23 protein-coding genes are annotated in these 25,925 nt (G+C 62.5%); 10 read left to right on the forward strand and 13 right to left on the reverse strand.

Annotation, left to right across the window (positions count from 1 at the left end; all coding sequences use genetic code 11):
* Window positions 1-10 precede the first annotated feature (10 nt).
* The 6 genes from groL to OSW16_RS04995 all read left to right on the forward strand — a co-directional run bounded on the left by groL (window position 11) and on the right by OSW16_RS04995 (window position 5,519).
* The gene (gene groL / locus OSW16_RS04970) at window positions 11-1,651 is read left to right on the forward strand and encodes a chaperonin GroEL (protein ID WP_012312890.1); all 1,641 of its coding nucleotides are present in this window, start codon (window positions 11-13) and stop codon (window positions 1,649-1,651) included.
* A 164-nt stretch (window positions 1,652-1,815) separates the two neighbouring features.
* Window positions 1,816-2,499: a two-component system response regulator ColR gene (colR, locus tag OSW16_RS04975; RefSeq protein WP_003255215.1), complete on the forward strand. Its 684-nt coding sequence runs from the start codon at window positions 1,816-1,818 to the stop codon at window positions 2,497-2,499.
* Window positions 2,489-3,799, forward strand: a complete 1,311-nt coding sequence (locus tag OSW16_RS04980; protein WP_267821192.1) for a sensor histidine kinase — start codon at window positions 2,489-2,491, stop codon at window positions 3,797-3,799. Before colR ends, OSW16_RS04980 begins: the two co-directional genes overlap by 11 nt.
* A 107-nt stretch (window positions 3,800-3,906) precedes the next feature.
* Window positions 3,907-4,587, forward strand: coding sequence for a class I SAM-dependent methyltransferase (locus OSW16_RS04985; RefSeq protein WP_241804741.1), 681 nt, complete (start codon window positions 3,907-3,909; stop codon window positions 4,585-4,587).
* 6 nt (window positions 4,588-4,593) lie between these two features.
* Window positions 4,594-5,292 (forward strand): lipopolysaccharide kinase InaA family protein, encoded by a 699-nt coding sequence (locus tag OSW16_RS04990; protein ID WP_241804742.1) that lies wholly within the window; start codon window positions 4,594-4,596, stop codon window positions 5,290-5,292.
* Window positions 5,292-5,519, forward strand: a complete 228-nt coding sequence (locus tag OSW16_RS04995; RefSeq protein ID WP_241804743.1) for a hypothetical protein — start codon at window positions 5,292-5,294, stop codon at window positions 5,517-5,519. The genes OSW16_RS04990 and OSW16_RS04995 overlap by 1 nt, the downstream gene beginning before the upstream one ends.
* A 62-nt stretch (window positions 5,520-5,581) precedes the next feature.
* Here OSW16_RS04995 and OSW16_RS05000 read toward each other — a convergent pair whose 3' ends face one another.
* The 9 genes from OSW16_RS05000 to OSW16_RS05040 all read right to left on the reverse strand — a co-directional run bounded on the left by OSW16_RS05000 (window position 5,582) and on the right by OSW16_RS05040 (window position 19,133).
* Window positions 5,582-8,626, reverse strand: a complete 3,045-nt coding sequence (locus OSW16_RS05000; protein ID WP_267821195.1) for a multidrug efflux RND transporter permease subunit — start codon at window positions 8,624-8,626, stop codon at window positions 5,582-5,584.
* A 13-nt stretch (window positions 8,627-8,639) separates the two neighbouring features.
* Entirely contained in the window at window positions 8,640-9,788 is a 1,149-nt protein-coding gene (locus OSW16_RS05005) for an efflux RND transporter periplasmic adaptor subunit (protein WP_267821197.1), read from the reverse strand.
* A gap of 156 nt (window positions 9,789-9,944) precedes the next feature.
* Window positions 9,945-11,042, reverse strand: coding sequence for a DUF1513 domain-containing protein (locus tag OSW16_RS05010; RefSeq protein ID WP_267821199.1), 1,098 nt, complete (start codon window positions 11,040-11,042; stop codon window positions 9,945-9,947).
* Window positions 11,043-11,044: 2 nt separating this feature from the next.
* The gene (locus OSW16_RS05015) at window positions 11,045-12,109 is read right to left on the reverse strand and encodes an imelysin family protein (RefSeq protein WP_241804747.1); all 1,065 of its coding nucleotides are present in this window, start codon (window positions 12,107-12,109) and stop codon (window positions 11,045-11,047) included.
* Window positions 12,110-12,127: 18 nt separating this feature from the next.
* The gene (locus OSW16_RS05020) at window positions 12,128-13,555 is read right to left on the reverse strand and encodes a di-heme oxidoredictase family protein (RefSeq protein WP_267821200.1); all 1,428 of its coding nucleotides are present in this window, start codon (window positions 13,553-13,555) and stop codon (window positions 12,128-12,130) included.
* 276 nt (window positions 13,556-13,831) lie between these two features.
* Complete coding sequence (locus OSW16_RS05025) at window positions 13,832-15,169, reverse strand: imelysin family protein (RefSeq protein WP_267821202.1); 1,338 nt, start codon at window positions 15,167-15,169, stop codon at window positions 13,832-13,834.
* A gap of 147 nt (window positions 15,170-15,316) precedes the next feature.
* Complete coding sequence (locus OSW16_RS05030; protein ID WP_267821204.1) at window positions 15,317-17,368, reverse strand: putative bifunctional diguanylate cyclase/phosphodiesterase; 2,052 nt, start codon at window positions 17,366-17,368, stop codon at window positions 15,317-15,319.
* Window positions 17,369-17,637: 269 nt separating this feature from the next.
* Window positions 17,638-18,234, reverse strand: a complete 597-nt coding sequence (locus OSW16_RS05035; RefSeq protein ID WP_012312902.1) for a superoxide dismutase — start codon at window positions 18,232-18,234, stop codon at window positions 17,638-17,640.
* A 299-nt stretch (window positions 18,235-18,533) separates the two neighbouring features.
* Window positions 18,534-19,133, reverse strand: coding sequence for a LysE/ArgO family amino acid transporter (locus tag OSW16_RS05040; protein ID WP_267821206.1), 600 nt, complete (start codon window positions 19,131-19,133; stop codon window positions 18,534-18,536).
* 90 nt (window positions 19,134-19,223) lie between these two features.
* Here OSW16_RS05040 and OSW16_RS05045 point away from each other — a divergent pair, with 90 nt between their 5' ends.
* From OSW16_RS05045 to OSW16_RS05055, 3 genes are all read left to right on the forward strand, one after another.
* Window positions 19,224-20,114 (forward strand): LysR family transcriptional regulator ArgP, encoded by an 891-nt coding sequence (locus OSW16_RS05045; RefSeq protein WP_241804752.1) that lies wholly within the window; start codon window positions 19,224-19,226, stop codon window positions 20,112-20,114.
* A 46-nt stretch (window positions 20,115-20,160) separates the two neighbouring features.
* Complete coding sequence (locus tag OSW16_RS05050; protein ID WP_267821208.1) at window positions 20,161-21,156, forward strand: NAD-dependent epimerase/dehydratase family protein; 996 nt, start codon at window positions 20,161-20,163, stop codon at window positions 21,154-21,156.
* A gap of 87 nt (window positions 21,157-21,243) precedes the next feature.
* A complete protein-coding gene (locus tag OSW16_RS05055) occupies window positions 21,244-22,071 on the forward strand; it encodes an ATPase (protein WP_267821210.1) in 828 nt (275 codons plus the stop codon).
* Between the two features lie 114 nt (window positions 22,072-22,185).
* Here OSW16_RS05055 and OSW16_RS05060 read toward each other — a convergent pair whose 3' ends face one another.
* Both OSW16_RS05060 and OSW16_RS05065 read right to left on the reverse strand, forming a co-directional pair.
* Window positions 22,186-23,235, reverse strand: coding sequence for an alkene reductase (locus OSW16_RS05060; RefSeq protein WP_267821212.1), 1,050 nt, complete (start codon window positions 23,233-23,235; stop codon window positions 22,186-22,188).
* 18 nt (window positions 23,236-23,253) lie between these two features.
* Window positions 23,254-23,556 (reverse strand): ArsR/SmtB family transcription factor, encoded by a 303-nt coding sequence (locus OSW16_RS05065; protein WP_241804756.1) that lies wholly within the window; start codon window positions 23,554-23,556, stop codon window positions 23,254-23,256.
* Between the two features lie 152 nt (window positions 23,557-23,708).
* On the opposite strand from OSW16_RS05065, the gene OSW16_RS05070 reads away from it, so the two are divergent.
* A complete protein-coding gene (locus tag OSW16_RS05070; protein ID WP_267821214.1) occupies window positions 23,709-24,290 on the forward strand; it encodes an ACP phosphodiesterase in 582 nt (193 codons plus the stop codon).
* Window positions 24,291-24,311: 21 nt separating this feature from the next.
* Here the strand turns inward: OSW16_RS05070 and OSW16_RS05075 are convergent, their stop codons facing one another.
* Window positions 24,312-25,100 carry a lysophospholipid acyltransferase family protein gene (locus OSW16_RS05075; protein WP_267821216.1) on the reverse strand — a complete coding sequence of 263 codons (789 nt, stop codon included), beginning with the start codon at window positions 25,098-25,100 and terminating at the stop codon, window positions 24,312-24,314.
* Window positions 25,100-25,855, reverse strand: a complete 756-nt coding sequence (gene olsB, locus OSW16_RS05080) for an L-ornithine N(alpha)-acyltransferase (protein ID WP_241804759.1) — start codon at window positions 25,853-25,855, stop codon at window positions 25,100-25,102. The genes OSW16_RS05075 and olsB overlap by 1 nt, the downstream gene beginning before the upstream one ends.
* Between the last annotated feature and the right edge of the window lie 70 nt (window positions 25,856-25,925).

The raw sequence follows: 25,925 nt of genomic DNA on the forward strand, positions 1-25,925 counted from the left end.
TTAAACGATCATGGCTGCTAAAGACGTAAAATTCGGCGATTCCGCCCGTAAAAAAATGCTCGTTGGTGTCAACGTTCTGGCTGACGCGGTAAAAGCGACCCTGGGCCCGAAAGGCCGCAACGTCGTCCTGGCCAAGAGCTTCGGCGCGCCGACCATCACCAAGGACGGCGTTTCCGTCGCCAAAGAGATCGAGCTCAAAGACGCTTTCGAGAACATGGGCGCCCAGCTGGTCAAGGAAGTCGCTTCCAAGGCCAACGATGCTGCCGGTGACGGCACCACCACCGCGACCGTTCTGGCGCAGGCCATCGTCAACGAAGGCCTGAAGGCCGTCGCTGCCGGCATGAACCCGATGGACCTCAAGCGCGGTATCGACAAGGCCACCGCTGCAGTCGTCGCCGAGCTGAAAAACCTGTCCAAGCCATGCGCCGACTCCAAGGCCATCGCTCAGGTAGGCACCATCTCCGCCAACTCCGACAACTCCATCGGTGAAATCATCGCCGAAGCCATGGAAAAAGTCGGCAAAGAAGGCGTGATCACCGTTGAAGAAGGCTCGGGCCTGGAAAACGAACTGTCCGTCGTAGAAGGCATGCAGTTCGACCGTGGCTACCTGTCGCCTTACTTCGTCAACAAGCCAGACACCATGGTTGCCGAGCTGGAAAGCCCGCTGCTGCTGCTGGTCGACAAGAAAATCTCCAACATCCGTGAGCTGCTGCCAGTGCTGGAAGCCGTTGCCAAGGCCGGCCGCCCACTGCTGATCGTTGCTGAAGACGTCGAAGGCGAAGCCCTGGCTACCCTGGTCGTCAACAACATGCGCGGTATCGTCAAGGTAGCCGCAGTCAAGGCACCTGGCTTCGGCGACCGCCGCAAGGCCATGCTGCAGGACATCGCCGTCCTGACCGGCGGCCAGGTCATCTCCGAAGAAATCGGCCTGACCCTGGAAACCACCACCCTGGAGCACCTGGGTAACGCCAAGCGCGTCATCCTGTCCAAGGAAAACACCACCATCATCGACGGTGCTGGCGTTGACGCCGACATCGAAGCACGCGTCAAGCAGATCCGTGCCCAGATCGAGGAAACGTCTTCGGACTACGACCGTGAGAAGCTGCAAGAGCGTCTGGCCAAGCTGGCTGGCGGTGTTGCCGTGATCAAGGTCGGTGCTGGCACCGAAGTTGAAATGAAAGAGAAGAAAGCCCGCGTTGAAGACGCCCTGCACGCTACCCGTGCAGCCGTCGAAGAAGGCGTGGTGCCTGGCGGTGGTGTGGCCCTGGTTCGCGCCCTGGCTGCCATTGTCGACCTCAAAGGCGACAACGAAGACCAGAACGTCGGTATCGCTCTGCTGCGTCGCGCTGTTGAAGCGCCGCTGCGCCAGATCACTGCCAACGCCGGCGACGAGCCAAGCGTTGTGGCCGACAAGGTCAAGCAAGGTTCGGGTAACTACGGCTACAACGCGGCTACCGGCGAATACGGCGACATGATCGAGATGGGTATCCTTGACCCAGCCAAGGTCACCCGTTCGGCCCTGCAAGCAGCTGCTTCGATCGGCGGTCTGATGATCACCACCGAAGCCATGGTTGCCGACCTGCCGGAAGACAAGCCAGCTGGCGGCATGCCAGACATGGGCGGCATGGGCGGTATGGGCGGCATGATGTAAGCCAGCCTTACCCCTGTAACAGGAAAAGCCCCGGTTCGTGAGAATCGGGGCTTTTTCGTTTGCGGCAACTTCGCTGAATATCTACCAGCACTGGCACTGTCCGGTCGATGGCCTTAAGCTGCGCCTGCCGCGCACCACAGCGAAGCGCCGCACAGGAGAACCCGATGCGAATTCTTTTGGTTGAAGACAACCGCGATATCCTTGCCAACCTGGCTGATTATCTGGGCATGAAGGGCTACACCGTCGACTGCGCCCAGGACGGCCTGTCAGGTCTGCACCTGGCCGCCACCGAGCACTACGACCTGATCGTGCTCGATATCATGCTGCCTGGTATCGACGGTTACACCCTGTGCAAGCGCCTGCGCGAGGATGCCCGTCGCGATACGCCAGTGATCATGCTGACCGCCCGCGACCAGCTCGATGACCGCCTGCAGGGCTTCCGCTCCGGCGCCGACGATTACCTGCTCAAACCGTTCGCCCTGTCCGAGCTCGCCGCGCGCATCGAAGCCGTGCTGCGCCGCGCCCAGGGCGGCGGGCGACGCACCTTGCAGGTTGCCGACCTGAGCTACGACCTTGATACCCTCGAAGTCACGCGCCAAGGGCGCTTGCTCAAGCTCAACCCAGTCGGCCTCAAGCTGCTCGCGGTGCTGATGCAGAAAAGCCCCCACGTGTTGCGCCGTGAGGTACTGGAAGAGGCATTGTGGGGGGATGACTGCCCCGACAGCGACAGCTTGCGCAGCCACGTACACCAACTGCGGCAAGTGATCGACAAACCCTTCGAAAAGCCGTTGCTGCATACCGTCCATGGCGTCGGCTATCGCCTGGCCGAGGGTCGCGATGGAGTTTAAGCAAAGCCTGGCGCAGCGCATCATCATCGCGTTCGCGCTGATGAGCGCGCTGGTGGCCGGGGCGTTCGCCTTCGGTATCGTCGCCACGGTGCACCTGGTTGAAGAACGCTTGATCTCCTCGGTGCTGGGCGGCGACTTGCAGCGCCTGCTGCGCATGGACAGCATCAGTGACTGGAGCCACCGGCCGCGCCCCGACCAGCTGTTCTACTTCAGCGGTGGGCGCGATGACTTCGAGCTGCCAAAAGACTTGCGCCACCTCGATGCAGGTTTTCATGAGGTATTCCGCGATCAGCTTTCCTACCACGCAATGGTGGAAATCGTAGACGGCCGACGTTATGTGCTGCTGCAGGATCAGAGCGACTTTGAAGAGCGCGAACGGGTGCTGTTCGCTGTCGTCGTGGTCGGCTTCGTGCTCAGCCTGGTCCTGGCGGTGTTCCTCGGCTGGCTGCTGGCGCGGCGGGTAATGGCACCGGTGATCCGCCTGGCGCGGCAAGTGCGCCATCGTGATCAGCTGCTTGGCCTGGCACCACCCCTGGCACCTGACTACGCCGCCGATGAAGTCGGCCAGCTGGCCGCGGCCTTCGACGATACGCTTGGTCGTTTGCGCGATGCACTGACCCGCGAGCGTCTGTTCACCAGCGACGTCAGCCATGAATTGCGCACGCCACTGATGGTTCTGGCCACTTCTTGTGAGCTGCTGATCGAAAACCCCACTCTGGACAGCCGCTCACGCAGCCAGGTCGAGCGCATCGCCCGGGCCACCGAAGAAATGCGTGAGTTGGTCAAAACCTTCCTGATGCTCGCCCGTGCCCAGCGCGACCAGGGTGCCGTGGCCTCCCAAGCGACGTTGCGTGAAGTGGCCGACGATTTGATCGGCGTGTGGCGCGACACCATCGAGCAGAAGGGGCTGACGCTGTACTTCGATGGCCGCGTCAGTGCCGGCCCGCTGCTGTACAACGCGACCTTCCTGCAGTCGGTGATGGGCAACCTCTTGCGCAACGCGGCGCACTACACCGACAGTGGCTACATTCGCCTGAGCCTTGAAGCCAATGGGTTCAGCGTCGAAGACAGCGGTGTCGGCATTCCGGAGGAGCAGCGTGAGGCGATGTTCAAACCCTTCGTGCGGGGGGATGAACGGCGCGGTGAGGGTCTGGGCCTTGGCTTATCGCTGGTCCAACGGATCTGCGACGATCAGGGATGGCGCGTTACGCTGACCTCAACCGCACCCCATGGCTGCCGCTTTCAGGTGGACTTGAGCCAGAGCGCTGAGAAGTCCGATCCGCTGAAGCCTTGCGAGTGAATCACTGGGCTATATTCCTTTAGGGATAACACTTTTTTCACATTGGGATGACCTGTTTCCTACGCAGTGTTACTTAAGGTGCGTGCAATGGAGCCAGGAGATGCCCAATGCGTAGCCCTATCAAACTCGAGTTTTCCAAAAAGTACGACCAGCAACATGCCCGGGAGTACTTTCTAAAGCACCAAGATGGTCTGGCGCGTCGCCTTTCCCATAAGCGCGACGAGCAATTGGCCCGTCGCGCCTTGGCGCTGGCCGGAGAGCCGGGGTTGGTGCTGGACCTGCCTTGCGGCGCGGGCCGTTTCTGGCCGCTGCTGGCCGAAAAACCCAACAGGGTGATCATCGGTGCCGACAATTCCGAGGCAATGATCGAGACAGCCTGTGCGGCACAACCGCCAGAGGTGGTGGCGCGGGTACGGCCTTTGCAAACATCAGCGTTCGCCATCGACTTGCCGGACAACTCGGTCGATAGCATTTTCTGCATGCGCTTGTTTCACCACATCGGCGAGGCGGCCCACAGGAAAGCGATTCTTTCGGAGTTTCAAAGGGTTAGCCGCGACAGCGTAATCCTGTCATTGTGGGTGGATGGAAACTTCAAGGCCTGGCGGCGGCAGAAACTCGAGCATAAGCGCAGTGCCAAAGCCGAGCCGGGCAGCTACCAGAACCGTTTCGTGTTACCGGCAGAGACAGTCGAAGAAGAATTCAAAGCCGCCGGCTTCAGAATCCAGGAACGCCTGGATTTCCTGCCGTTCTATGCCATGTGGCGGGTTTATGTATTGCGTAAGGGGTAGTGTTTGATGGCTGTAGCCCAAAGCGGGGAGTCACGCTTCGATTATTACTGGCGCCAGCAAGGCGAATGGGTCGAGGAACCGAACCAGCGCCGTGGTGGTGAAAGTGGCGTGCAACGCCTTAACGATGCCGATGGCAACTTGCTGTATGCCAAGCGCCAGGTCGGGCACATCTACCGCAGCCTGCTGCACCCGTTCGGCAGGCCGACTGTGCTGCGGGAGCTTGACGCGCTGAACAGCTTCGAACAGCTGGGGGTGCGTGTGCCGCGTATCGTTTTTTGCGGAGCCGAGCGCGATGCTGACCATCAATGGCGTGCGCTGCTGGTCAGCGAGGCGCTCGATGGATTCATCGAGCTCGATGCCTGGCATGCCCAAGGTGCCCGCGAGCGTTACCCGCACGTGGTGCATGAACGCATGCTCAAAGAGTTGGCCGACAACCTGGCCCGCATGCACCTGGGCCATTGGCAACATGGTTGCCTGTACGGCAAGCACGTGTTCGTCAAGGTGATCGGCGAGGGTGAACAAAGCCGCGTTGAAGTGGCGCTGCTCGATCTGGAGAAGTGCCGCCGCCGCATCAGCTGCCAGCGCGCAGCGGCCAATGATCTGCGCCAGCTGCGCCGCCATTCGTCGCTCAATGACGCGGAATGGCAATCCTTGCTCTACTTTTACGAGATGGCGTTTGGCAGCGCTGTCAAAGGGTTAGGGTAATGAAACTAGAAATCGCTCGAGCTTTGTTTCTGATAGCCGGCCTGGCGGTCACCACGGTGGCGGTTGCTGCCTGGGAAGAGCCGCGGCCCAAGGTGTTCAGCAAGGCTGAACTGGCAGAACAATGCGCGTTGCCGCAGGCAGTGAAACAGCAGGTCCATGCCCAGCCGGACCAGGACCTGCTGTTGTTTCTGTTCGGGCTTCGGCAGGGCTTGCGGCCGGCTGGCTGAGCCAGGTTCGAGCACCGAAGGCCTCGCTATTGCGGGGCCTTTGCTTTTCTGCGTTGCCCCGATCAGGCGACCACAGGTTGTTTGGCCGCAGACTTGTGCGCCAGCAGGGTGTAGATAGCCGGCAGCACGAACAGGGTAAACAACGTCCCGATCGACATCCCCGTCGCAATCACAGTGCCAATGTCAAAGCGGCTCACGGCCCCGGCGCCTGTCGCCAGAATCAGCGGCACCATGCCAAATACCATCGCGGCGGTGGTCATCAGCACCGGGCGTAAGCGAATGGCCGCAGCTTCCTCGATCGCCTCCCTTGCGCTCAGGCCCTTTTCCTCGCGCAACTGGTTGGCGAATTCGACGATCAGGATACCGTGCTTGCTGATCAGGCCGATCAGTGTCACCAGGCCGACCTGGGTGTAGATGTTCATGCTGGAGATGCCCAGGAACAGCGGCAACAGCGCCCCGCAGATCGACAGCGGTACCGTCACCAGAATCACCAGTGGGTCGCGGAAGCTTTCGAACTGCGCCGCCAGCACCAGGAAGATGATCGCCAGGGCCAGGCCGAAGGTCACCCACAGCGCGCTGCCTTCCTGTATGTACTGGCGTGCCGCACCTGCATAGTCGAAGGAGAACCCTTCCGGCGCCTGCTCGGCAGCAATGTCCCGTACCGTCTGCAAGGCTTCGCCGATGCTGACCAACGGCACGCCCTGGATGATCGCCGAATTCAATTGCTGGAACTGGTTGAGCTGGCGCGGACGCGCCCGGTCACTCAGGGTGATCAGGGTCGACAGTGGCAGCAGCTGGCCCTGGTCGTTCTTGACGTAGTAGTTGTTGAGCCAGCCGGGATTGTCGCGGTAAGGGCGTTCGACCTGGGCGATGACTTTATAGCTGCGGCCTTCGAGGGTGAACCGGTTGATTTCCCCCTCGCCCAGCAAGGTCGCCAACGTGCCACCAAGGACGTCCATGGATACCCCCATCTGCGCAGCCTTGGCACGGTCGATGTCGACTACCACCTCGGGCTTGTCGAACGCCAGGTCGATGTCGAGGAAGGCAAATTTGCCCGATGCCTGGGCGCGTTCCTTGATCCGTTGAGCGACCTCCAGCAGCGTCTGGTAATCGCCAGCGGTATTGATGACGAACTGGAACGGCAGGCCCTCGCCGGTCCCAGGCAGTGACGGCAGGTTGAAACCAAAGATCTGCAGGCCGCTGATGTCGTCGAGTTTGGCCTGTACCAGGGGCAGCAACTCCATCTGCGTGCGCTCGCGCTCGTTCCAGGGCTTGAGCAGAAAACCACCGATGCCGCTCTGCACACCGTTGAAGCCGTTGATCTGGAACGACGAGTAGTATTCGGGGAAGGCTTTGAACAGTGGGGTGAACTGGCCGGTGTAGGCATTGAGGTAGTCGAGGTTGGCCGGTTGTGGCGAGCTACTGATCATGAAGATCACCCCCTGATCCTCGTTCGGTGCCAGTTCGTTCTGGGTGAACTTGAGCAGCACCGGGATCAGGCACAGGATGATCACTGCGAACACCAGCACCACCGGGCGGCTGTCCAGCGTGGTGTGCAGCAGGCGCTGATAACGGCCCTTGATGCGCTCGAACAGCACGTCAAGGCGATGGGCCAGGCCGCTGGCATCCTGTTCCCGACGCAGCAGCAAGGCACACATCATCGGCGACAGGGTCAGGGCGACGACACCGGAGATGATCACCGCCCCAGCCAGGGTCAGGGCGAACTCCTTGAACAAGGCACCGGTGAGCCCGGTCAGGAAGCCGATCGGTGCATACACTGCGGCCAGGGTGATGGTCATCGACACCACTGGCATGGCGATTTCCCGCGCGCCCTCCAGCGCGGCGTCCAGCGGTGACTTGCCTTCCTCCATGTGCCGGTGGATGTTTTCCACCACGACGATGGCATCGTCCACCACCAGGCCGATGGCCAATACCATTGCCAGCAGGGTCAGCAGGTTGAGCGAATAGCCCATCATCTGCATGAAGAACAGCACCCCGATCATCGACAGTGGGATGGTCACCACCGGGATCAGTACCGAGCGCAGTGCGCCGAGGAACAAAAATACCACCACGATGACGATCAGCACCGCTTCGCCAAGGGTCTTGACCACTTCGTCGATCGAGGCCTGGATGAACAGCGTGGCGTCATAGGCAATCGACCCCTTGAGCGTGGACGGCAGCTGGCTTTCCAGCTCCGGCATGATGCGGCGTACTTCCTTGATCACCTCCAGCGGGTTGGCGGCCGGGGTGGCCTTGATGCCGATGTACACCGAAGGCGTGCCATCGAACGAGCTGACCGTGTCGTAATTTTCCGCTCCCATCTCCACCCGTGCCACATCACCGAGCAAGACCCGGCTGTCACCTGAGGTCTTGAGCGGCAATGCGGCGAAAGCCTCGGCCGACTTCAGTTCGGTGTTGGCGTTGATGCTGGTGACCACGTATTCGCCCTTCACCTCACCCGCGGCGGCGAGAAAGTTGTAGCGGCGTACGGCGCTGGTCACGTCAGTGGCGGCAAGGCCGAAGGCTGCCAGCTTGACCGGGTCGATCCAGATGCGCATGGCGAACACCTGGTTGCCGAGGATTTCGGCCTCGGCCATGCCCGGCAAGGTTGCAAGTTTCGGCTGGATGACCCGTGACAGGTAGTCGGTGATCTGCGGGTTGCTCATTTCCTTGCTGTAGAAGCTGATGTACATCAGGGCCGAGGCATCTGCGGCTTCTTTGCTCAGTACCGGGTCTTCTGCGTCTTGCGGCAACTGGTTGCGCACTTCGTTGGCCTTGGCCAGCAACTCGGTGAACAGGCGGTCGCTGTCGGCACCGATACGCGCATAGATGGAGATGATCGAGAAGTTCTGCCGGCTCACCGAGGTCATGTAGTCGATGCCCTCGGCGCTGGCCAGGCTCTGCTGCAGCGGCTGGGTGATGTAGCCCTGAATGGTCTCTGCGTTGGCGCCGGGGTAGGCCGTGGTCACCGTGATCAGGGCATTTTCCATTTGCGGGTACTGGCGGATCTGCAGCGTGTTCCAAGCCTGAAAACCCAACAGCAGGATCAGCAGGCTGACCACGCTGGCCAGCACCGGGCGGCGGATGAACGGGTCGGTGAACGCCATGCCTGCCTCCTGGTCAGTCCGCGCGCGGGGCGCCTTGTTCGGGATCGAGGGCTGCGTCCTGGCCGATACGGATGGCCGCGCCAGGGCTCAGTTTGAGCTGCCCGGCGGTGACCACCTGTTCGCCAGCGGCGAGCCCTTTGCTGATCACCACCACGCCGTCGCGCCGCTCGCCGGTCTGCACACTGCGTTGTTCGGCGCTGAGCCGCGGCTGGCCGCTGTCGTCGCGCTCGGGGTTACCGTCCTTGTCTTTCTTGGGCGCGACGACATACACGGAATTGCCATACAGCGTGTAGGTAATGGCGCTTTCCGGTACCACGATCTGTGGGCGCGGGTCAGGCAGGAGCACCAGCAGGTTGGCGAACATGCCCGGCAGCAGCTTGCCATCCGGGTTGGCCATGGTCGCGCGCACCAGCAGGTTGCGCGTGCTCTCATCGACCTTGGGGTTGATGGCGCTGAGGCTGGCAGAGAAGGTCTGGCCAGGGTAGGCGGCCACCTGCACCTGTACCTGCTGGCCCAGGCTCAGTTGGGGCAGTGCCTGCTCCGGTACGTTGAAGTCGACGTACAGGCTGGAAAGGTCCTGCAGGGTAGCGATCACAGAACCAGCCGCCAGGTAGTCACCGACATCCACCTGGCGGATGCCGATCGTGCCGCTGAACGGGGCACTGATGCTCTTCTTGGTTTTCGAGGCCTTAAGCTGGTCGACCACCGCCTGGTTGCGCCGGTACTGGGCGGTGAGGCGATCATATTCGCCCCGAGAGATGGCTGAATCGCCCACCAGCTGGCTGCCGCGGCCGAAGTCCACTTTGGCCAGGCCCAGGTCCGCCTGGGCGGTGCCCAGCAGTGCGGTCTCCTGATCGTCATTGAGCTTGAGCAGCAGTTGCCCAGCCTTGACCTTCTGGCCGGAGTCGAAATGCAAGGATTGGACGATGCCTTCCACCTCAAGGCTCAGCTCGACTCCCTGCAGGGCCTTGAGGCTGCCCACGGCGGGCAGGCGCTGCTGCCACTGGCGCTGCTCGGCCATGGCCGCCGCCACGGTGATGGGGGGCTTGGGGGCAGTGAACATCTGGATCTGCTGGTAGATCGAGAAGGCCTTGTAGCCCCCCAGGGCCAGCACGATCAGCAGAACGACGGCCAACATGATGAGCATGCGGCGGCGCAGCATAAGTCCGTTTCCTTGGATGCGAGGTTGTTATTGGTTTTGACACGACAACGGGCAGTCCTGCCCACGTGCGGATGGGAGAAGTATTGACTGTTTTTTGAGTGACGGGGAAATGGTTTGCGACCCCGCGCCTGACGGGGCCGCGCGAACCTGGGTGAATCAGGCCAGGTGCAGGTGGTTGTCCCAGAACCCGGAGGGCAAATCCATCGGCTGGCCGATCGGTTCCTGCTTGCGGCAATCATAGTACCGGCAACGTCCCTGCCCGGAAGTCACGACGAAACCATCCTTCACCGCCCCGACCCCGGCACAGTCCGGCATCGGCGCATCCAGCCTGACCGCGCCACTGTCCAGGTCCCAGACGAACAGGCGGTTGGCCCGCGGCGCCGTCAGCGCCACCAGGCGCAGGTCGCTGTGGATCGCTACGCTGGCCGTGTACTGGGCCATGGCTTGCAACTGCTGCTCGGGTACCGGGAACGCCTTGAACGGCTCGCCCGGGCGCTTGATGGCCAGCAACTCGGCGGTTTCATCGGCATCGCCCATGAACTGCTGGCAGGCGGCGATGGTGCCATCACTGCCCACTGCCAGATGGCGCACGCTGTTCATTTGCTGAGCCAGCGTTTCCTTGCTCAGCAAGGTGCCGTCGCGCTGCATCAATACCAGGCTTGGCTCCATTGCGTTGAGGTTCATCTCGACCCGGCTTTCGGCCTCGGTACGAATCCCGCCATTGGCCACGATCAGCGTCTCGCCATCTGGCAGCCATGCCACTTCATGCGGGCCGATGCCGTGGGTGGGGATCTCGCCGGTATGGACCAGGCGTTCACCTTCGAAACGGTACACGCCCAGCAGGCCACGCCCGGGGTCGGTCGTGTCATTCTCGGTGGCGTACAGCCATTCGCCGCTTTCATGAATCACGGCGTGGCCGTAGAAGTGCCGGTCAGGGCGCGACGAGACGGTCTGCAACAAGCGCCCGTCGCGCAGGTCGATCAGGTAGCTTTCGGTGCCGGGGCGGCGCGCGACGAACAGGGCAATGGGCAGTTGCGGATGGTTGATGATGGCATGGCAACGCTGGGCCACCTGGGTGCTGAACACCTGGGTACCGTCCAGGCGGAACCCGACGGCATAGTGCTTGCCGTCGCCATCGTCACGCGCCGACAGCAGCAAAGGATCGCTGCCTTTGTTGCGCATCAGGCTCCAGCCCCCCAAGGTCAGGGCGCTGAGTAGAACGCTACCGATTTTGAGTGCCTGGCGTCGCAGCATGATCAGTCACCGTCGTTGGCATTGAAGCCCAGCTGGATGTTCAACGCCTTGGCCAGTTCGCCTTCGTGCAGGCGGTGAACGACGTTGAGGCTGTCGTAGATCTGGTTGAGGCGTTGCATGCCATCGTCGTCTGCCAGCAACTCGCCCAGGGGTTTCTGGTTGTCGGCCAGCAGTTTGAGCGAAGTAGCGTAAGCGTCGTCGATCTTTTGCGCCAGGGCTTTCTGGTCGCTGCCCAGCAAGCTGCGCAGGCCCTGGTTGTCGACCCCGACCCAGACTGCCTGAGCGGCCTTGAGGCTGGCTTCCAGGCTTTTGAGCGAGGCGTGGCTGCGCCAGGCTTCGGCCTGCAGGGGTTGCGCAATGCCTTTGCTCTGGCGACCCATCGGTGCACCGAGCTTCTTCTTCAGGGTATCCAGCGCAGTCACCTGTGCACGCAGCAGGTCGGCGATCGCCTCGTGCGAGTCGGCATAGCGCTGGTTGGGGAACTTGGTCATTTGCGAGAGCATGCCGTCGGTGCTGTTCCAGCCTTTGAGGATCTCTTCGGCCAAGGCCTTCTGGTGCTCACCGATGGCGACCAGCAGCGGGCAGTAGCGGGCTTTCTGTTCGGCGGTGGCGACATCCGGCTTGCTGTCGAACAGGATGTATTCGTAGGCCGACAGGCCGCGGACCACGACGCTGGACTTGCCCAGGGTCTGGGCGTCGATCGGCTTGTCGCCATTGACCAACTGCTCGACCTGGCGACCGACCAGGTTCTTCTTGTCGGGCCAGAACTGCACCTGCCAGGCGCGGTTGCCCTCGGCCAGCGGGCCGACCAGCAGCGGCTGCAACTCGGCCCAGGCTTTTTGCGCGTTGAGGAAGTCCGCGCGAGCGCTGTCCAGGCTTTCTTTGCCTTCGCAGTAGGCCAAGGCACTGGCGGCCAGCTGGCGATCGGCTTCGACCCAGCGGCTGTAGGTCGGCAGGATCACCTGCTTGGCGATAGCGGCCGAAGCCACGGCCTGCGGGTCCTGCGGCGAGCAGGCGCCCAGAGCGAGTGCGGCGAGGCTGGTGAACAACAGTTTGGGTCGGAACATGCCCGGCTCCTTGCGCTTTTAAAGTGAGTTCAGGAAAGCCAGCAACGCAGCGCGCTGCTCGGCATTGAAGGTCAACACATGATCGCGTGCGGCCTGCGCTTCGCCGCCGTGCCAGAGCACGGCCTCGAGCAGGTTGCGGGCGCGGCCGTCATGCAGGTACTGGGTGTGGCCACTGACCACTGGGCTGAGGCCGATGCCCCACAGCGGTGGGGTCCGCCAGTCTTGGCCGTTGGCGGTAAATTCGGTGCGGTCGTCGGCAAGGCCCGGGCCCATGTCGTGCAGCAGCAGGTCGCTGTAGGGGCGGATCACTTGCCCGGCCAGCTCTGGTTCGCTGGCGTCGGCGGCCGTGGTGAACTGCGGGGTGTGGCAACCCTGGCAGCCGGCCTGGTAGAACAGGTTCTTGCCGGCCAGCACTTGCGGGGCGCCGACGTCGCGCCGGGCTGGCACGCCCAGGTTGCGGGTGTAGAAGGTGACCAGGCGCAGGATGTTGTCGCTGACTTCCTTTTCACCGTCGGCGCCGTCGCCATTGGGTGCTGCAAGGCAATCGCGCTGCGCCGGGGTACAGTCGTCCCGGGGCTGCAGGGTGCTGGTCAAACCCATGTCACCCGCGAAGGCGTGCACGTTCTGCTGGTTGACGTTCGGCTGCCCGGCCTTCCAGCCAAAGCGGCCGACCACCGTCTTGCCCAGGGCGTCGTCCCATACCCGGTTGGCCCGGCCGCGAATACCGTCGCGGTTGCGATCGTCGGGGTCTTCGTTGGCCAGAATCTGAGCTTGCGGGATGGCTTCGAGCAGCCCCAGGCCGATCATGGGCGGTGCCACGCGGGCCGAGAACCGGGTGTCAGGGTGCATCGGCCCATAGCCGAGCTGGGTGATGTGCAGGGTAGGACGACGCAGTTCGACCTGGTGGCCGTCCCTGAAGGTGACCGTCTGATGGTCGTAAGTCACGCGCACCTTGCCTTCCGGGGCCACGCCTGGGTTGGCCATGTCCTGCAACTGGGTGCCATAGACCGGCTCTGGAACCACGCCCAGACGCTCGATTTCTTTTGCCAGGTAAGGCTGGTCGGGGATCGACAGGCGCACGAGCATCGACACCGCGTTGCTGTCGCCCGGCTCTGGCGGATGGCCACGGCCATCGCGTACGTGGCAGTTCTGGCAGGCGTTGGTGTTGAACAGTGGCCCCAGGCCGTCGCGTGCAGTGGTGGTAGACGGGGCGATCACCCAGGGGTTGCGGAAGAAACTGTTGCCTACGGCAAAGTCCAGGCGCCGCTCGGGCGACAGGTTGGCCGAGGGCAGGGAAAAAGCATTGCGGTCGTTGCGCTGGACAGTCGCCTGGCCGCCTGACAGCGCTTCGCCTGGCTCTGCCTGGGTGAAACGCGGGGCGTCATCACAGGCGGCAAGGGCGAGGGCCAGCAGCAAAGGGGAGAGTCGGGACAGCGACAAGGACATGCAAAATCCTGGGCGTGGGCAAAAAACCGGCGTGCAAGCTTAGCAGGCTGAGGTTCTTTGAATAAGAGGAATTTGCAATTGCTGGATGAAACAGCTGTCATTTTCGTCGGCGCCATCGCCGGCAAGCCAGGCCCCGCAGTTACCGCGCAGCATTCAAGCACTGCGTGGTCGCCGTTGGAGCTGGCTTGCCGGTGAAGGGGCTGCCTGGCAGCCCTGATAACGCTCAATGACTGGTATTAGCCAGAAGGCCGCGCCAAGTTGCCTGGCAATGCCGAATCAGAATTCGTGATCGGCAGTGTCCGGGTTCAGGTTGGCAATGCCCAGCTTGCCCGCAGCCTGCTCGATCGCACCGGTTTGCTTGACCAGCGAGGCGATGGCGTCACGCACGACCTGGTTGCCGGCAGCATTGTCGGCAGCGATCAATTGGTCGTAGTGCTCGCCTTTGAGCGCGTGGTCGACGATGACCTGAAGCTTGGCTTCGGTCGCTTCCAGGTCGGCCTTGAGGGTAGCGTCGGCGGCCGGGTCGGCCTTGGCCACGAGCGATGACAGGCTTGGGCCGGACAGCTTGGTGCCGTCGGTGCGGGTGTACTCGCCCAGGTAGACATTGCGGATGCCCTTGGCGTCGTAGAAGTGCGAGTAGTGGGTGTTGTCACTGAAACAGTCCTGCTCGTCTTCCGGCGAGTTGGCTTCCAGCGAGACCTTCATGCGCTCGCCCGCCAGTTCGCCCAGCGACAGGCTGCCCATGCCGAACAGCATCTTGCGCAGGCCGTCGGTGGCAGGCTCGGCTTCCAGCGTGGCGCGGTAGTTGTCGGCGACGTTCGGCGCCCAGTTGCCGACCATTTCTTCGAGGTCCTTGACCAGCAGCTCGGTGACCGCCTTCAGGTAGGCGCGGCGACGCTCGTTGTGGCCACCGGTGGCGCCTTCACCTTCGAGGTAGTCGGAAGCAGGGCGGTTGCCTGCGCCCGGGCCGGTGCCGTTGAGGTCCTGGCCCCAGAGCAGGAATTCGATGGCGTGGTAGCCCGTGGCGACGTTGGCTTCGGAGCCGCCCAGTTCGTTCAGGCTGGCCAGCTTCTCAGGGGTGATGTCCTTGACATCGACCTTCTCCTCGCCGACCTGGATCTCGGTATTGGCGATGATGTTGGCGCTTGCAGCCGGGTTGCCCAGCGCATGTTCGTAGCTCGTGTCGACGTAGTCGATCAGGCCTTCGTCAAGCGGCCAGGCGTTCACCTGGCCTTCCCAGTCGTCGATGATGGTGTTGCCGAAGCGGAAGGCTTCGCTCTGCAGGTACGGTACGCGTGCTGCAGCCCAGGCTTCTTTGGCCGCTTTGAGGGTGTCGTCGTTGGGCTTGGCGAGGAAGGCATCGATGGCGGTCTGCAGGGACTTGGCGGTGCTCAGCGAGTCGCTGTAAACGGCGTAGACCATCTCGGTGTAATGCTTGACCACGGCCTTGCCGGCCGCTTCGTCGACAGCAGCCGGTGCCGCGGCGGCGGTGCTGGCAGCAGCAGGTGCCGCAGCTTGCGGGGCGGCGGCCTTCTCGTCCTTGCTTTCACCGCAACCGGCGAGAGCGATGGCGATGGCCAGCAGACTGGCGGTGGCCAGAGGCTTACGAATCATTGTTGGTTTCCCTGCGTCGTGTGGTTGGACAGTGCGCCGTGGCACGTAAAACGACAACATCATGCGAAAGATTTGCATTTGCTGTAAAGGGGTGGTGGCGCAATTAGGCAAATGCCGGCAACGCGCTGGAGCCAGCAGGGGCAGGGGTTATAACGCAGAAACCTGATTGCGCTGGGCCTGGCGCAGGAAACTGGTCAGCTCGCGTGCTGACAGTGGCTTGCTGTAGTGATAGCCCTGACCTTCATGGCAGCCTTGGGCGATGATGTAGGCTTCCTGCTCGGACGTCTCCACGCCCTCGGCGATCACCTGCATGCCCAGGCTTTTGCCCAACTGGATGATTGCCCGAACGATGGTGGCATCGTCATCGTCGTCGAGCAGGTCCTGGACGAAGCTCTTGTCGATCTTGATCTTGTCCAGTGGCAGCGACTTGAGATAGCTGAGCGACGAGTAACCGGTGCCGAAGTCGTCAATCGCGATCAACGCACCGGAGCGGCGCAGGCTGAGCAGATGCTGGGCGGCGGTGCTGATGTCTTCCATCAGGCCGGTTTCGGTCACTTCCAGCTCCAGGCTGCGCGGTGGCAGGCGGTAAGCCTGCAGCAGATTGTTGACCACGCGTGGAAGTTCGCTGTGATGCAGTTGCACGGTGGACAGGTTGACTGCCATGCGCAGTTCGCTGAAGCCCAGGTCGTGCCATTCACGCAGTTGCCTGCAGGCCTGGTCGAGTACCCACTCGCCGATGGCGATGATGTTGCCGTTCTGTTCGGCCAGCGGGATGAATTGGTCCGGCGGGACCATGCCCAGTTCAGGGTGCTGCCAGCGCAGCAAGGCTTCGACGCCGACCACGCGGTGGTCGCGGTAGCTGATCTGCGGTTGGTAAACAAGGAACAACTGGTTGCGCGACAACGCCTCGCGCAGGTCTTTTTCCAATTCACGGCGCCGGCGCATCTCGCTGTCGACGCTGGCGATGTAGAACTGGTAGCGGTTGCGCGAGCGGGCCTTGGCCAACGTCATGGTCTGCTCGGCCTTTTGCAGCAGCTTCTCGGTGCTGTCGCCGTCTTCAGGGAACAGGGTGATGCCGATGGTGGCGCGCAGGCGAATCTGCTGGTGGTCCAGGTCGAATGGCGCCTCCAGGTCATCGAGGATGCTCTGCGCCAGTTCTGCTGCCTCGTAGGGCTGTTCGATATTGGCCTGCACCAGGGCGAACTGGTCGCCACCCAGGCGCGCCAGCGCCCCCAGGCGGCCACTGTGGGCGCGCAGGCGGTCAGCCAGGGCGAGCAGCAATTGGTCGCCGACCTGATAAGTGAACTGCTCATTTATGCCTTTGAAGTCGTCCAGGCCTACGCACAGTACGGCAACGCGATGCTGCAGGCGGGAGCCGTCTGTAAGGATCTTGTCGAGCTGTGCCTGGAGTTGCTGGCGGTTCGGCAGCCCGGTCAGGAAGTCGTATTGGGCCATGCGTTGCAGGCTGTTTTCGGCTTCGTGGCGCAGATGGGTATTGCGCTCGATCGAGGCCAGCAGCTGGTTGGCTGTATTGACCCAGATGCCCAGTTCGTTTTTTTCATGGCCTTTGAGCAGCGGAATCTGATGCTGGCTGGGGCGGTCAGGGTTGATCTGGGTGAGGTGCTCGATGATCTTCGACAGCGGCTTGGTCAGCAGCCAGTGGTAGACCAGGTACAGCACCAGGCCCATGGCCAGGGCGCGCAGCACGCCGGAAATGAAGATGATGATGGCGTTGAGCAGGAAGCCTTCACCGTAGGCGGCAGTGTCCAGGGTGATGCTCAGGTCACCGTAGTACTCGCTGTAGGGGCCGCGGCCGACCAATTGCGTGGTGTAGGTGCGTTCCTGGCCAAGCAGCAGGTCGGTCAACCAGCGGACTGGCGAGTCCTGCAGCGGGCGGGACTTTTCGGCGAGCATGGTTTCATTGGGGTGGCCGATGGAAGCCTGGCGCACGGAATTGTCTTGGAAGAGGCCTTCCATGACCTGCATGCCCATTTCCCGGTCGAGGCTGTAGACCGCCTGGGTCGACGGGTCACGGAACATGTCGAGGATGCGATGGGCGTCGTTGTCGACGGTCTGACGGGTCTTGTAGGTGTCATACACGATCTGCGCGCAGCTAAGAACGACACCGACCGCCAGCGCCGAAAGGAGCACGACCCTGAGCAACTTGACCGATAAGCTGTTCCGCAATTCCAGCTTCAATGGGGTTTCCTTAATCCATGCAATGGCATCATTTTGCCATTAACCTTGGCAATACACTATCGGCCGGTGGGCTGCCCTTAGCAGTGTATCGGTTGCCTGACCCTGCAACTTGAGTGCGCTGTTGCGAACTTCCAGACGTTTGATGTTAGCGCGCTATGCGGGGTGAGCAAGAGCCGCTGGGAAAACTGTTGATGGGCAGGCTGGGATGCCGGCACCGGCCATAAAAAAACCCGGCGCATGGCCGGGTTTCTTGGTCAAGGCGCTGGCAATCAGGCCTTGAAGGTCTTGCCTTCGAATTGTTCGGCAACGAAGGCCCAGTTGACCAGGTTCCAGAATGCCTCGACGTACTTGGGACGCAGGTTGCGGTAATCGATGTAGTAGGCGTGTTCCCAGACGTCGCAGGTCAGCAGCGGGGTGTCGCCGCTGGTCAGCGGGCAGCCGGCACCGATGGTGCTGGCCAGGGCCAGGGAGCCGTCGGCTTTCTTGACCAGCCAGCCCCAGCCGGAGCCGAAGGTGCCAACGGAAGTCTTGGTGAACTCTTCCTTGAACTTGTCGAAGGAACCGAATGCGGCGTTGATGGCTTCAGCCAATGCACCGGTAGGCTGGCCGCCGCCGTTTGGCGACAGGCAGTTCCAGTAGAAGGTGTGGTTCCAGACTTGAGCGGCGTTGTTGAAGATGCCGCCCGAAGAGCTCTTGACGATCTCTTCCAGGGTCTTGCCTTCGAATTCGGTGCCTGGGACCAGGTTGTTCAGGTTCACGACGTAGGTGTTGTGGTGCTTGTCGTGGTGATACTCCAGGGTTTCCTTGGAGATGTGCGGCTGCAGGGCATCGTGGGCGTACGGCAGCGGCGGCAATTCAAAAGCCATGGTGGATCTCCTGATTCAGGTCTAGTTCGCGGTTTGCGCAAGGCCGATCACGGGCGGCCCTATGTGCGTCGGCGAGTTTGTACTCTTTGCGACGCAAGGGCTGGATCATAGCACCAGCCCCGGCGCATAACCACGCAACAAAGATAGGGAATAGAGGTTCCAGAGCGGTTGCCCGCCGCCGACGGGTGGCGCCCCGGGGCAGGAGAGCTGCAAGCTTCAAGCTTCAAGCTGCAAGTAGAAGCGGACCGCGTACAGTCTTGCAGCTTGCAGCTTGCAGCTTGCAGCTTGCAGCTTGCAGCTCAAGAAAAGACCAGTTGCGCCGCCACGGCGAACATCATCACCGCCACCATCAGGTCGAGCATCCGCCAGGTCGCCGGGCGGGCCAGCCAGGGCGCCAGCCATGCAGCACCGATCGCCAGGGTCGAGAACCACAGCAGCGAAGCGCTGGCGGCGCCTGCCACATACGCGCCTGGTACGGTCTGCTGGGCGCCCAGCGAGCCGATCAGCAACACCGTGTCCAGGTACACATGCGGGTTCAGCAGGGTCACGGCCAAGGCGCTGAGCAGCACCGCACGCCGCGAACGCATGCCTTGGCCTTGCTGATGCTGCAGGCTCTGCTTGGAACAGGCGCTACGCAGCGCTTTGGCGCCGTACCAGAGCAGGAACACCGCGCCACCCCAGCGTGCGACCGCCAACAGCATCGGATTGTGTGCCAGCACCGTCGCCAGGCCGAATACCCCGGCGGCGACCAGCAGAGCGTCACAGACGATGCACAGTGCTGCCACCGGCAGGTGATGCTCACGGCGCAGGCTCTGCGCCAGGACGAAGGCGTTCTGGGCGCCGATGGCCATGATCAGGCCGAGGGCCACCAGCATGCCGTTCAGATAGCTTTGCCACATGGCAGATACTCCAAAGAAGATGCTGGCTATTGTGGCGATCGACCCTGTATAAGAAAAACAAATAATGCTGATCCGTCATTAGGGAAATCGATGTTCGACTACAAGCTGCTGGCCGCCCTCGCGGCCGTGATCGAGCAAGGTGGTTTCGAACGTGCAGCGCAGGTACTGGGGCTGTCGCAATCGGCTATCTCACAGCGCATCAAACTGCTCGAGGCGCGGGTTGGCCAGCCGGTGCTGGTGCGCGCCGCGCCACCGAGCCCGACCGAGGTCGGGCGCCAGTTGCTCAACCATGTGCAGCAGGTGCGGCTGCTCGAACGTGACCTGCAGCGCCAGGTACCGGCACTGGATGAGGAAGGCATGCCAGAGCGTCTGCGCATTGCGCTCAACGCGGATAGCCTGGCGACCTGGTGGGCAGGCGCGGTGGGTTCGTTCTGCGCCGAGCAGCAGGTACTTACCGACCTTGTGGTGGAAGATCAGGAAGTCGGCCTCAAGCGCATGCGTGCCGGGGAAGTGGCGGCCTGCCTGTGCGGCAGCGAGCGGCCGGTGGCGGGCGCGCGCAGCATGCCGCTGGGCGCCATGCGCTACCGGGCGCTGGCCAGCCCTGCATTCATGGCGCGCTATTTCCCTGGGGGCTTCGAGGCCCGGCGGCTGGCCCGCACGCCGGCGATCGTGTACGGGCCGGACGATTTTCTGCAGCACCGATACCTCGCTTCTCTAGGTATCGAGGATGGCTTCCTGCACCACCTTTGCCCCTCGTCCGAAGGCTTCCTGCGCATGACCGAAGCCGGCCTGGGCTGGGGCCTGGTGCCTGAGTTGCAGGCCCGCGAACAGTTGAAAAGCGGGCAACTGGTGGAAATATCTACCGATACCCCCATCGATGTGCCGCTGTACTGGCATCATTGGCGCAATGGCGGGCAACTGCTCGCGCAACTGACCGAACACCTGCGCCACACGGCCCAGCATTGGCTGGTGCCGTTGTAGTGGCGGCCGGCGTCTGTTGCATCTGAAATCTGAGGCGGAGTGTTACATGCGAATTCTGGTCACTGGCGCGAGCGGCTTCATCGGCGGGCGCTTTGCGCGCTTTGCCCTGGAGCAAGGCCTGGATGTGCGGGTCAGCGGCCGCCGCGCCGAGGGCGTCGAGCACCTGGTCAAGCGTGGTGCGCAGTTCATCCCTGGCGACCTCGGTGACGCCGAACTGGCCCGGCGCCTGTGCCAGGGCGTCGAGGCGGTGGTGCATTGCGCCGGAGCGGTGGGCACCTGGGGGCGCTATCAGGATTTTTACCAGGGCAATGTGGTGGTCACCGAGAATGTGGTCGAAGGCTGCCTGAAGGAGCACGTCCGTCGCCTCGTGCACCTGTCGTCGCCGTCGATCTACTTCAATGGCCGCTCGCGCCTGGATATCCGCGAAGACCAGGTGCCGCGTCGTTTTCATCATCCCTACGCGCAGACCAAATACCTTGGCGAGCAAAAGGTCTTCGGCGCCCAGGAGTTCGGGCTCGAAGTGCTGGCGCTGCGCCCGCGTTTCGTGACCGGCGCCGGTGACGCCAGTATTTTCCCACGGCTGATGCAGATGCAGCGCAAGGGCCGCGTGGCGATCATCGGCAACGGCCTGAACAAAGTCGATTTCACCAGCGTGCACAACCTCAATGAGGCACTGCTGGGCGCGCTGTTCGCCGATGATCGTGCGTTAGGGCAGGCCTACAACATAAGTAATGGCCAACCGTTACCCTTGTGGGATGTGATCAATTACGTCATGCGCCAGATGCAGTTGCCCCAGGTGACCCGTTATCGCGCCTATGGCCTGGCCTACAGCATGGCGGCGCTCAACGAAGCCGCTTGCCTGCTCTGGCCCGGGCGACCCGAGCCCACCCTCACGCGCCTGGGGATGCAGGTGATGAACCGCGATTTCACCCTGGATATCAGCCGCGCCCGGCAGTACCTGGATTATCAACCCAAGGTCAGCCTGTGGACGGCGCTGGATGAATTCTGCGCGTGGTGGAAGCACCAACCTTTTGCTCAGTGAACCAGGCGTCTGGATGATGGTCATCAGTGCGCCGCTTGAGCGGTTTATACTCATGTCTCTTTGCTACTACCGCGGTTGAATCTATCCATGCGCAACGATGCCCACGACGATTTTGATGATGTGCCAACCCTGCGTGCCGGCACCCCGGATGACGACGAACTCTTGCCGGCGCGTGTCTCGCGCAACCGCCAGAAGGCCGTCAGGCCCGCCAGCACGGGCCCTTTGTGGGCGTTGCTGGGGGCCTCGTTCATCGCGTTGGCCGGGCTCGGTTGGTGGAGCTTTCAGCAAATCTCGCTGATGGAGCAGCAACTGGTGGCTACCCAGGAAAGCTTTGCGCGCATCAGCGAGGAAGCAGCGGGGCGTTTGCAGGCGATCAGTGGCAAGGTCGCTGCCACTGAGACCTCTAGCACCACCGGCAGTGAAGCGCTCAAGCTGCAGATCCGCCAATTGCAGGCCAGCCTGGCCGAGCAGGGCAAGCAACAGCAGGGCGTGGCAGGGCAAACGGGTGACCTGGGCAAGCGCCTGGAGCAAGTGCTGGCCGATACCCGTGAACAGCAAAAGGCGGTCACTGAACTGCAAACCCAGTTACAGGCGCAGTTGAAAGCGGTGAATGCCGAGCTGGCGGCGTTGAAGTCGGGCCAGGTGGATGGCGGCAAGCTGGATGGGCAGCTCAAGAGCCTTAGCGAGGAGGTGGCCGCACTGAAGAAGCAGGGCAACCCGAAAGCGGCGATCGAGAGCCTGGAGCAGGACGTGCTGGTATTGAAAAGCCAGGTGGACAATCGCCCAGCTGCGGCGGCTGCCGGTACTGCTTCGGTTCAGGAGTTCGATGCGTTTCGTGGCCAGACGACCCGCAACCTCAATACCCTGCAAAGCCAGATTCAGAACCTGCAGCAGCAGATCAACGCCCGCCCTTGAGGCCTTGCGGGAGGGCTTTGCCCTCCTTTCGCCGGGCCAGGGCGCTTGTACGGGAATCTTCCGTAGGTCAGCCATGCGTCGCGCAGGGCCGCAAAGCGGCCCTGGCGCTCGGGCTTACAGCCGCGGGTAATCGATGTACCCCACCGGCCCTTTGGCATAGAAGGTTTCCGGGTGCGCCTGGTTCAACGGCGCATCGGCTGCCAGCCGTGCCGGCAGGTCCGGGTTGGCAATGAATGGCACGCCAAATGCCACCGCATCTGCCTTGCCACTGGCCAATGCAGCATTGGCACTCGCCTTGTCGAACCGCTCGTTGACGATGTAAGGGCCACCGAACGCCGCTTTGATCAGCGGGCCGATACTGTCATCGGCTTCCTTCTCCCGCGAGCAGATGAAGGCGATACCCCGCTTGCCCAGTTCCCGCGCGACATAGGTGAACGTCTCGGCGCGGTCGGCATCACCCATGTCATGGGAGTCTGCGCGCGGTGCAAGGTGCACGCCGACCCGGCCTGCGCCCCACACGCCGATGGCGGCGTCTGTCACCTCCAGCAGCAGGCGGGCACGGTTTTCCAATGAACCGCCGTAGCGGTCGGTGCGCTGGTTGGTGCTGCTCTGCAGGAACTGGTCGAGCAGATAGCCGTTGGCACCGTGGATCTCGACGCCGTCGAAACCGGCCGCCTTGGCGTTCTCTGCGCCAGTGCGGTATGCCTCGACGATGTCGGCGATCTCTTCGCTTTCCAAGGCCCGTGGGGTCGGGTATTCGGTGATCGGTCGCACCAGGCTGACATGGCCCTTGGGCTGGATGGCGCTGGGCGCCACCGGCAACTCACCGTTCAGGTAGCTGGGGTGGGAAATGCGGCCAACATGCCACAACTGCAGGAATATGCGACCGCCCGCGCCGTGCACGGCCTTGGTCACGTTGTTCCAGCCGCGTACCTGTTGGTCGTTCCAGATGCCTGGCGTATCAGGGTAGCCGACGCCCATGGGCGTGACCGAAGTCGCTTCACTGAGGATCAGCCCGGCGCTGGCGCGCTGCACGTAGTACTCGGCCATCAGCGCATTGGGCACCCGGCCTTCGTCGGCGCGGCAGCGGGTGAGCGGCGCCATGATGATGCGGTTGGGCAGTTGCACATCGCCCAGTGTGATCGGATCGAAAAGCGTGGTCATAAGTGTTTACCTGCTTGGTCAAAGCGCTTGGCGCAGTTGTTCGAGAAACGCCTGGATGGTGGCTTCGTTGCGTTTGAAAAAATGCCACTGGCCGATCTTCTGGCTGCTGACCAGGCCAGCGCGCTGCAAGGTCGCCAGGTGGGCAGAAACGGTCGACTGCGACAGGCCGCAGCGTTGATCGATCTGCCCGGCACAGACACCGTGCTCGGTGCTGTGGTGTTGGGCAGGAAAGTGCGCTGCCGGGTCCTTGAGCCAGTTGAGGATTTCTCGCCGGACCGGGTGGGCCAGGGCTTTTATGATTTCGTCGAGATCGAGAGGCATGGTGTGGGGCTCATGGTGTAGCGGTATATCGTGATGTGACGAAATATAAATCGGTATTTCGCGATATAGAAATATGAAGTCGTTCTGAGCTGAGCGCGAATCGTTATATCGCGTTATAACGATATATGAATGCACGGTGCTAAACTGCGCCCATGAACTACCTCGCACACCTGCACCTGGGCGGCCCGGCGCCGCAACAATTGCTTGGCAGCCTGTATGGCGATTTCGTCAAAGGCTCGCTGGAGGGGCGCTTTGCGCCGACGCTGGAAGCTGCCATCCGTCTGCATCGGCATATCGACAGTTATACCGATCAACACCCGCTGGTGTTGGCGGCGCTGGCGCGGTTTCCCCGGGAGCGGCGCCGCTATGCCGGCATCATCGTGGATGTGTTTTTCGACCATTGCCTGGCACACCATTGGGGCGACTACGCCGAGCAGCCGCTGGCGCAGTTCACCGGTGCGTTCTATCGCGTGTTGCTGGCCGAGCCCGAGTTGCCAGAACGCTTGGCACGCATTGCGCCCTCGATGGCCGCAGATGACTGGCTGGGGGCCTATGGCGATTTTGCCACCCTGGAGCAGGTCTTCAACGGCATTGGGCGACGCTTGTCCAGGCCTGAGGGCATGATGGGCGTGATGACCGAGCTTGAGCGGCTATACGAGCCGTTGCTGGCGGATTTCCGTGAGTTCTATCCGCAGTTGCAGGCGTTTGCCGCAGCGCAGAGGGCTGGCACCTAGCGCTGAACTGCCAATCGAGCATCAAGCCACCTGAGCCTGTCGGCCCAGGGCCACCTCGACTTCGCCCACGCCGAACAACGCCCGCTCGATGGCCTGCTGCGCCTGCAATGCCAACGCCGCGCGCTCTTTGTTCACGCTGCTGATCGGCTGCAACAGGTGAATGCACACCTTACCCCGCGGCTCGGCGAACAGGCGCAACAGGTGGGCCACCAGGTCATCGTTACCAATGAACGGCGCAACCAGGTCGGCCTCGCCGTTGCGCAGGTACGCAAGGGCAACGGGCTGCACCGCCACACCCTGATCGATGGCCCCTGCCAGCAAACGCCCGTGGAAGGTCCGCACCTGGCGCCCGTCGGTCGTGGTGCCTTCGGGGAAGATCAACAGCGGCCTGGCGTCGCCCAGTTGTGCGCTGATCTGTTCACGCAGGCGCTGGCTGTCGCCGCCGCCGCGGCGGATGAACAACGTGCCGGCTTTCTCCGCCAGCCAGCCCGCCACTGGCCAGTGGCGGACTTCGGCCTTAGACAGGAACGACAGCGGCAGCAGCATGCCGAGCAGTGGGATATCGGTCCAGGACACGTGGTTGCTGACCCACAACATCGGCCGTTTGGGCAGCTCACCGATTACCTGCACGTCGAAGGGCAGGGCCGCGACCAGGCGCTTCATGAACAGGCAGGTCCAGCGCTGGCGGCGCTCGATGGAGGCTTTGCTGCCCAGGCGTTCGCCGACGGCGATCACGCTGGCCATGAGCATGCCCAAGAGCAGCACCAACAACAGCCTTGCGAGGCGGGCGAACACCCGCAGCTTGGGCATCAGACCGCTGCCTTGAAGTGGCGGGCGTAACGCGGGCACAGGTCATCACGCTTGAGCAGGATGAACACGTCGGCAACCTGGAAGTCCTCATCCCAGCAGGGTTCACCGCAGATCTTCGCACCCAGGCGCATGTAGGCCTTCAGCAGCGGCGGCATTTCAGCGATGACATTGTGCGGCAGGGCCAGGGTGGGCAGCGGGTTCTTCGGTTCTGCACGCAGATGTTCGGTGCACAGGTAGCGCTCGCGCAGCCGTTGCATGACAGCATGGGCCTGAACACCGCCATCCTGCATGGGGATGCTCGCGCAGCCCATCAGGTAGCTGTAACGGCCTTCATTGAGCACTTCGGCCAGCTCGCCCCAGAGCACGGCGATGGTGCCGCCGTTGCGGTAGCCGGGGTCCACGCAGGTGCGGCCCAGTTCGAGGATTGGCCCTTGCAGTTGCAGCAGGCCATGCAGGCTGAATTCTTCTTCACTGTAGAAACGCCCCAGGCTGCTGGCGGCCTGATGGTCGAGCAGGCGGGTGGTGGCGACCAGTTCGCCGGTGCTCAGGTCGCGTACGCCGATGTGCTGGCAGTGTACGTCGTAGTCATCCATGTCCAGGCCCAGTTCAGCGCCCTTGAGCCGGGCCTTGAATTCTGCGCTGAACACGTTGTAGCGCAGGGCCTGTGCTTCCTGCAGGGCCGCGGCGCCGACCAGGCGTTCGGCTTGCAGACGGCGTTCAGTGCTGTTGTCGCCAGAGCGAGCGGTCCGAGTCATTGCGAGTCTCCCTAAGCCAGCCATGAAGGGTTGCGGCCGGTCGGCTTTGTTGTGCAAAGTCAGCCTAGGT

The organism is Pseudomonas putida, from assembly GCF_026625125.1.
In the GTDB taxonomy this organism is placed as follows: domain Bacteria; phylum Pseudomonadota; class Gammaproteobacteria; order Pseudomonadales; family Pseudomonadaceae; genus Aquipseudomonas; species Aquipseudomonas putida_X.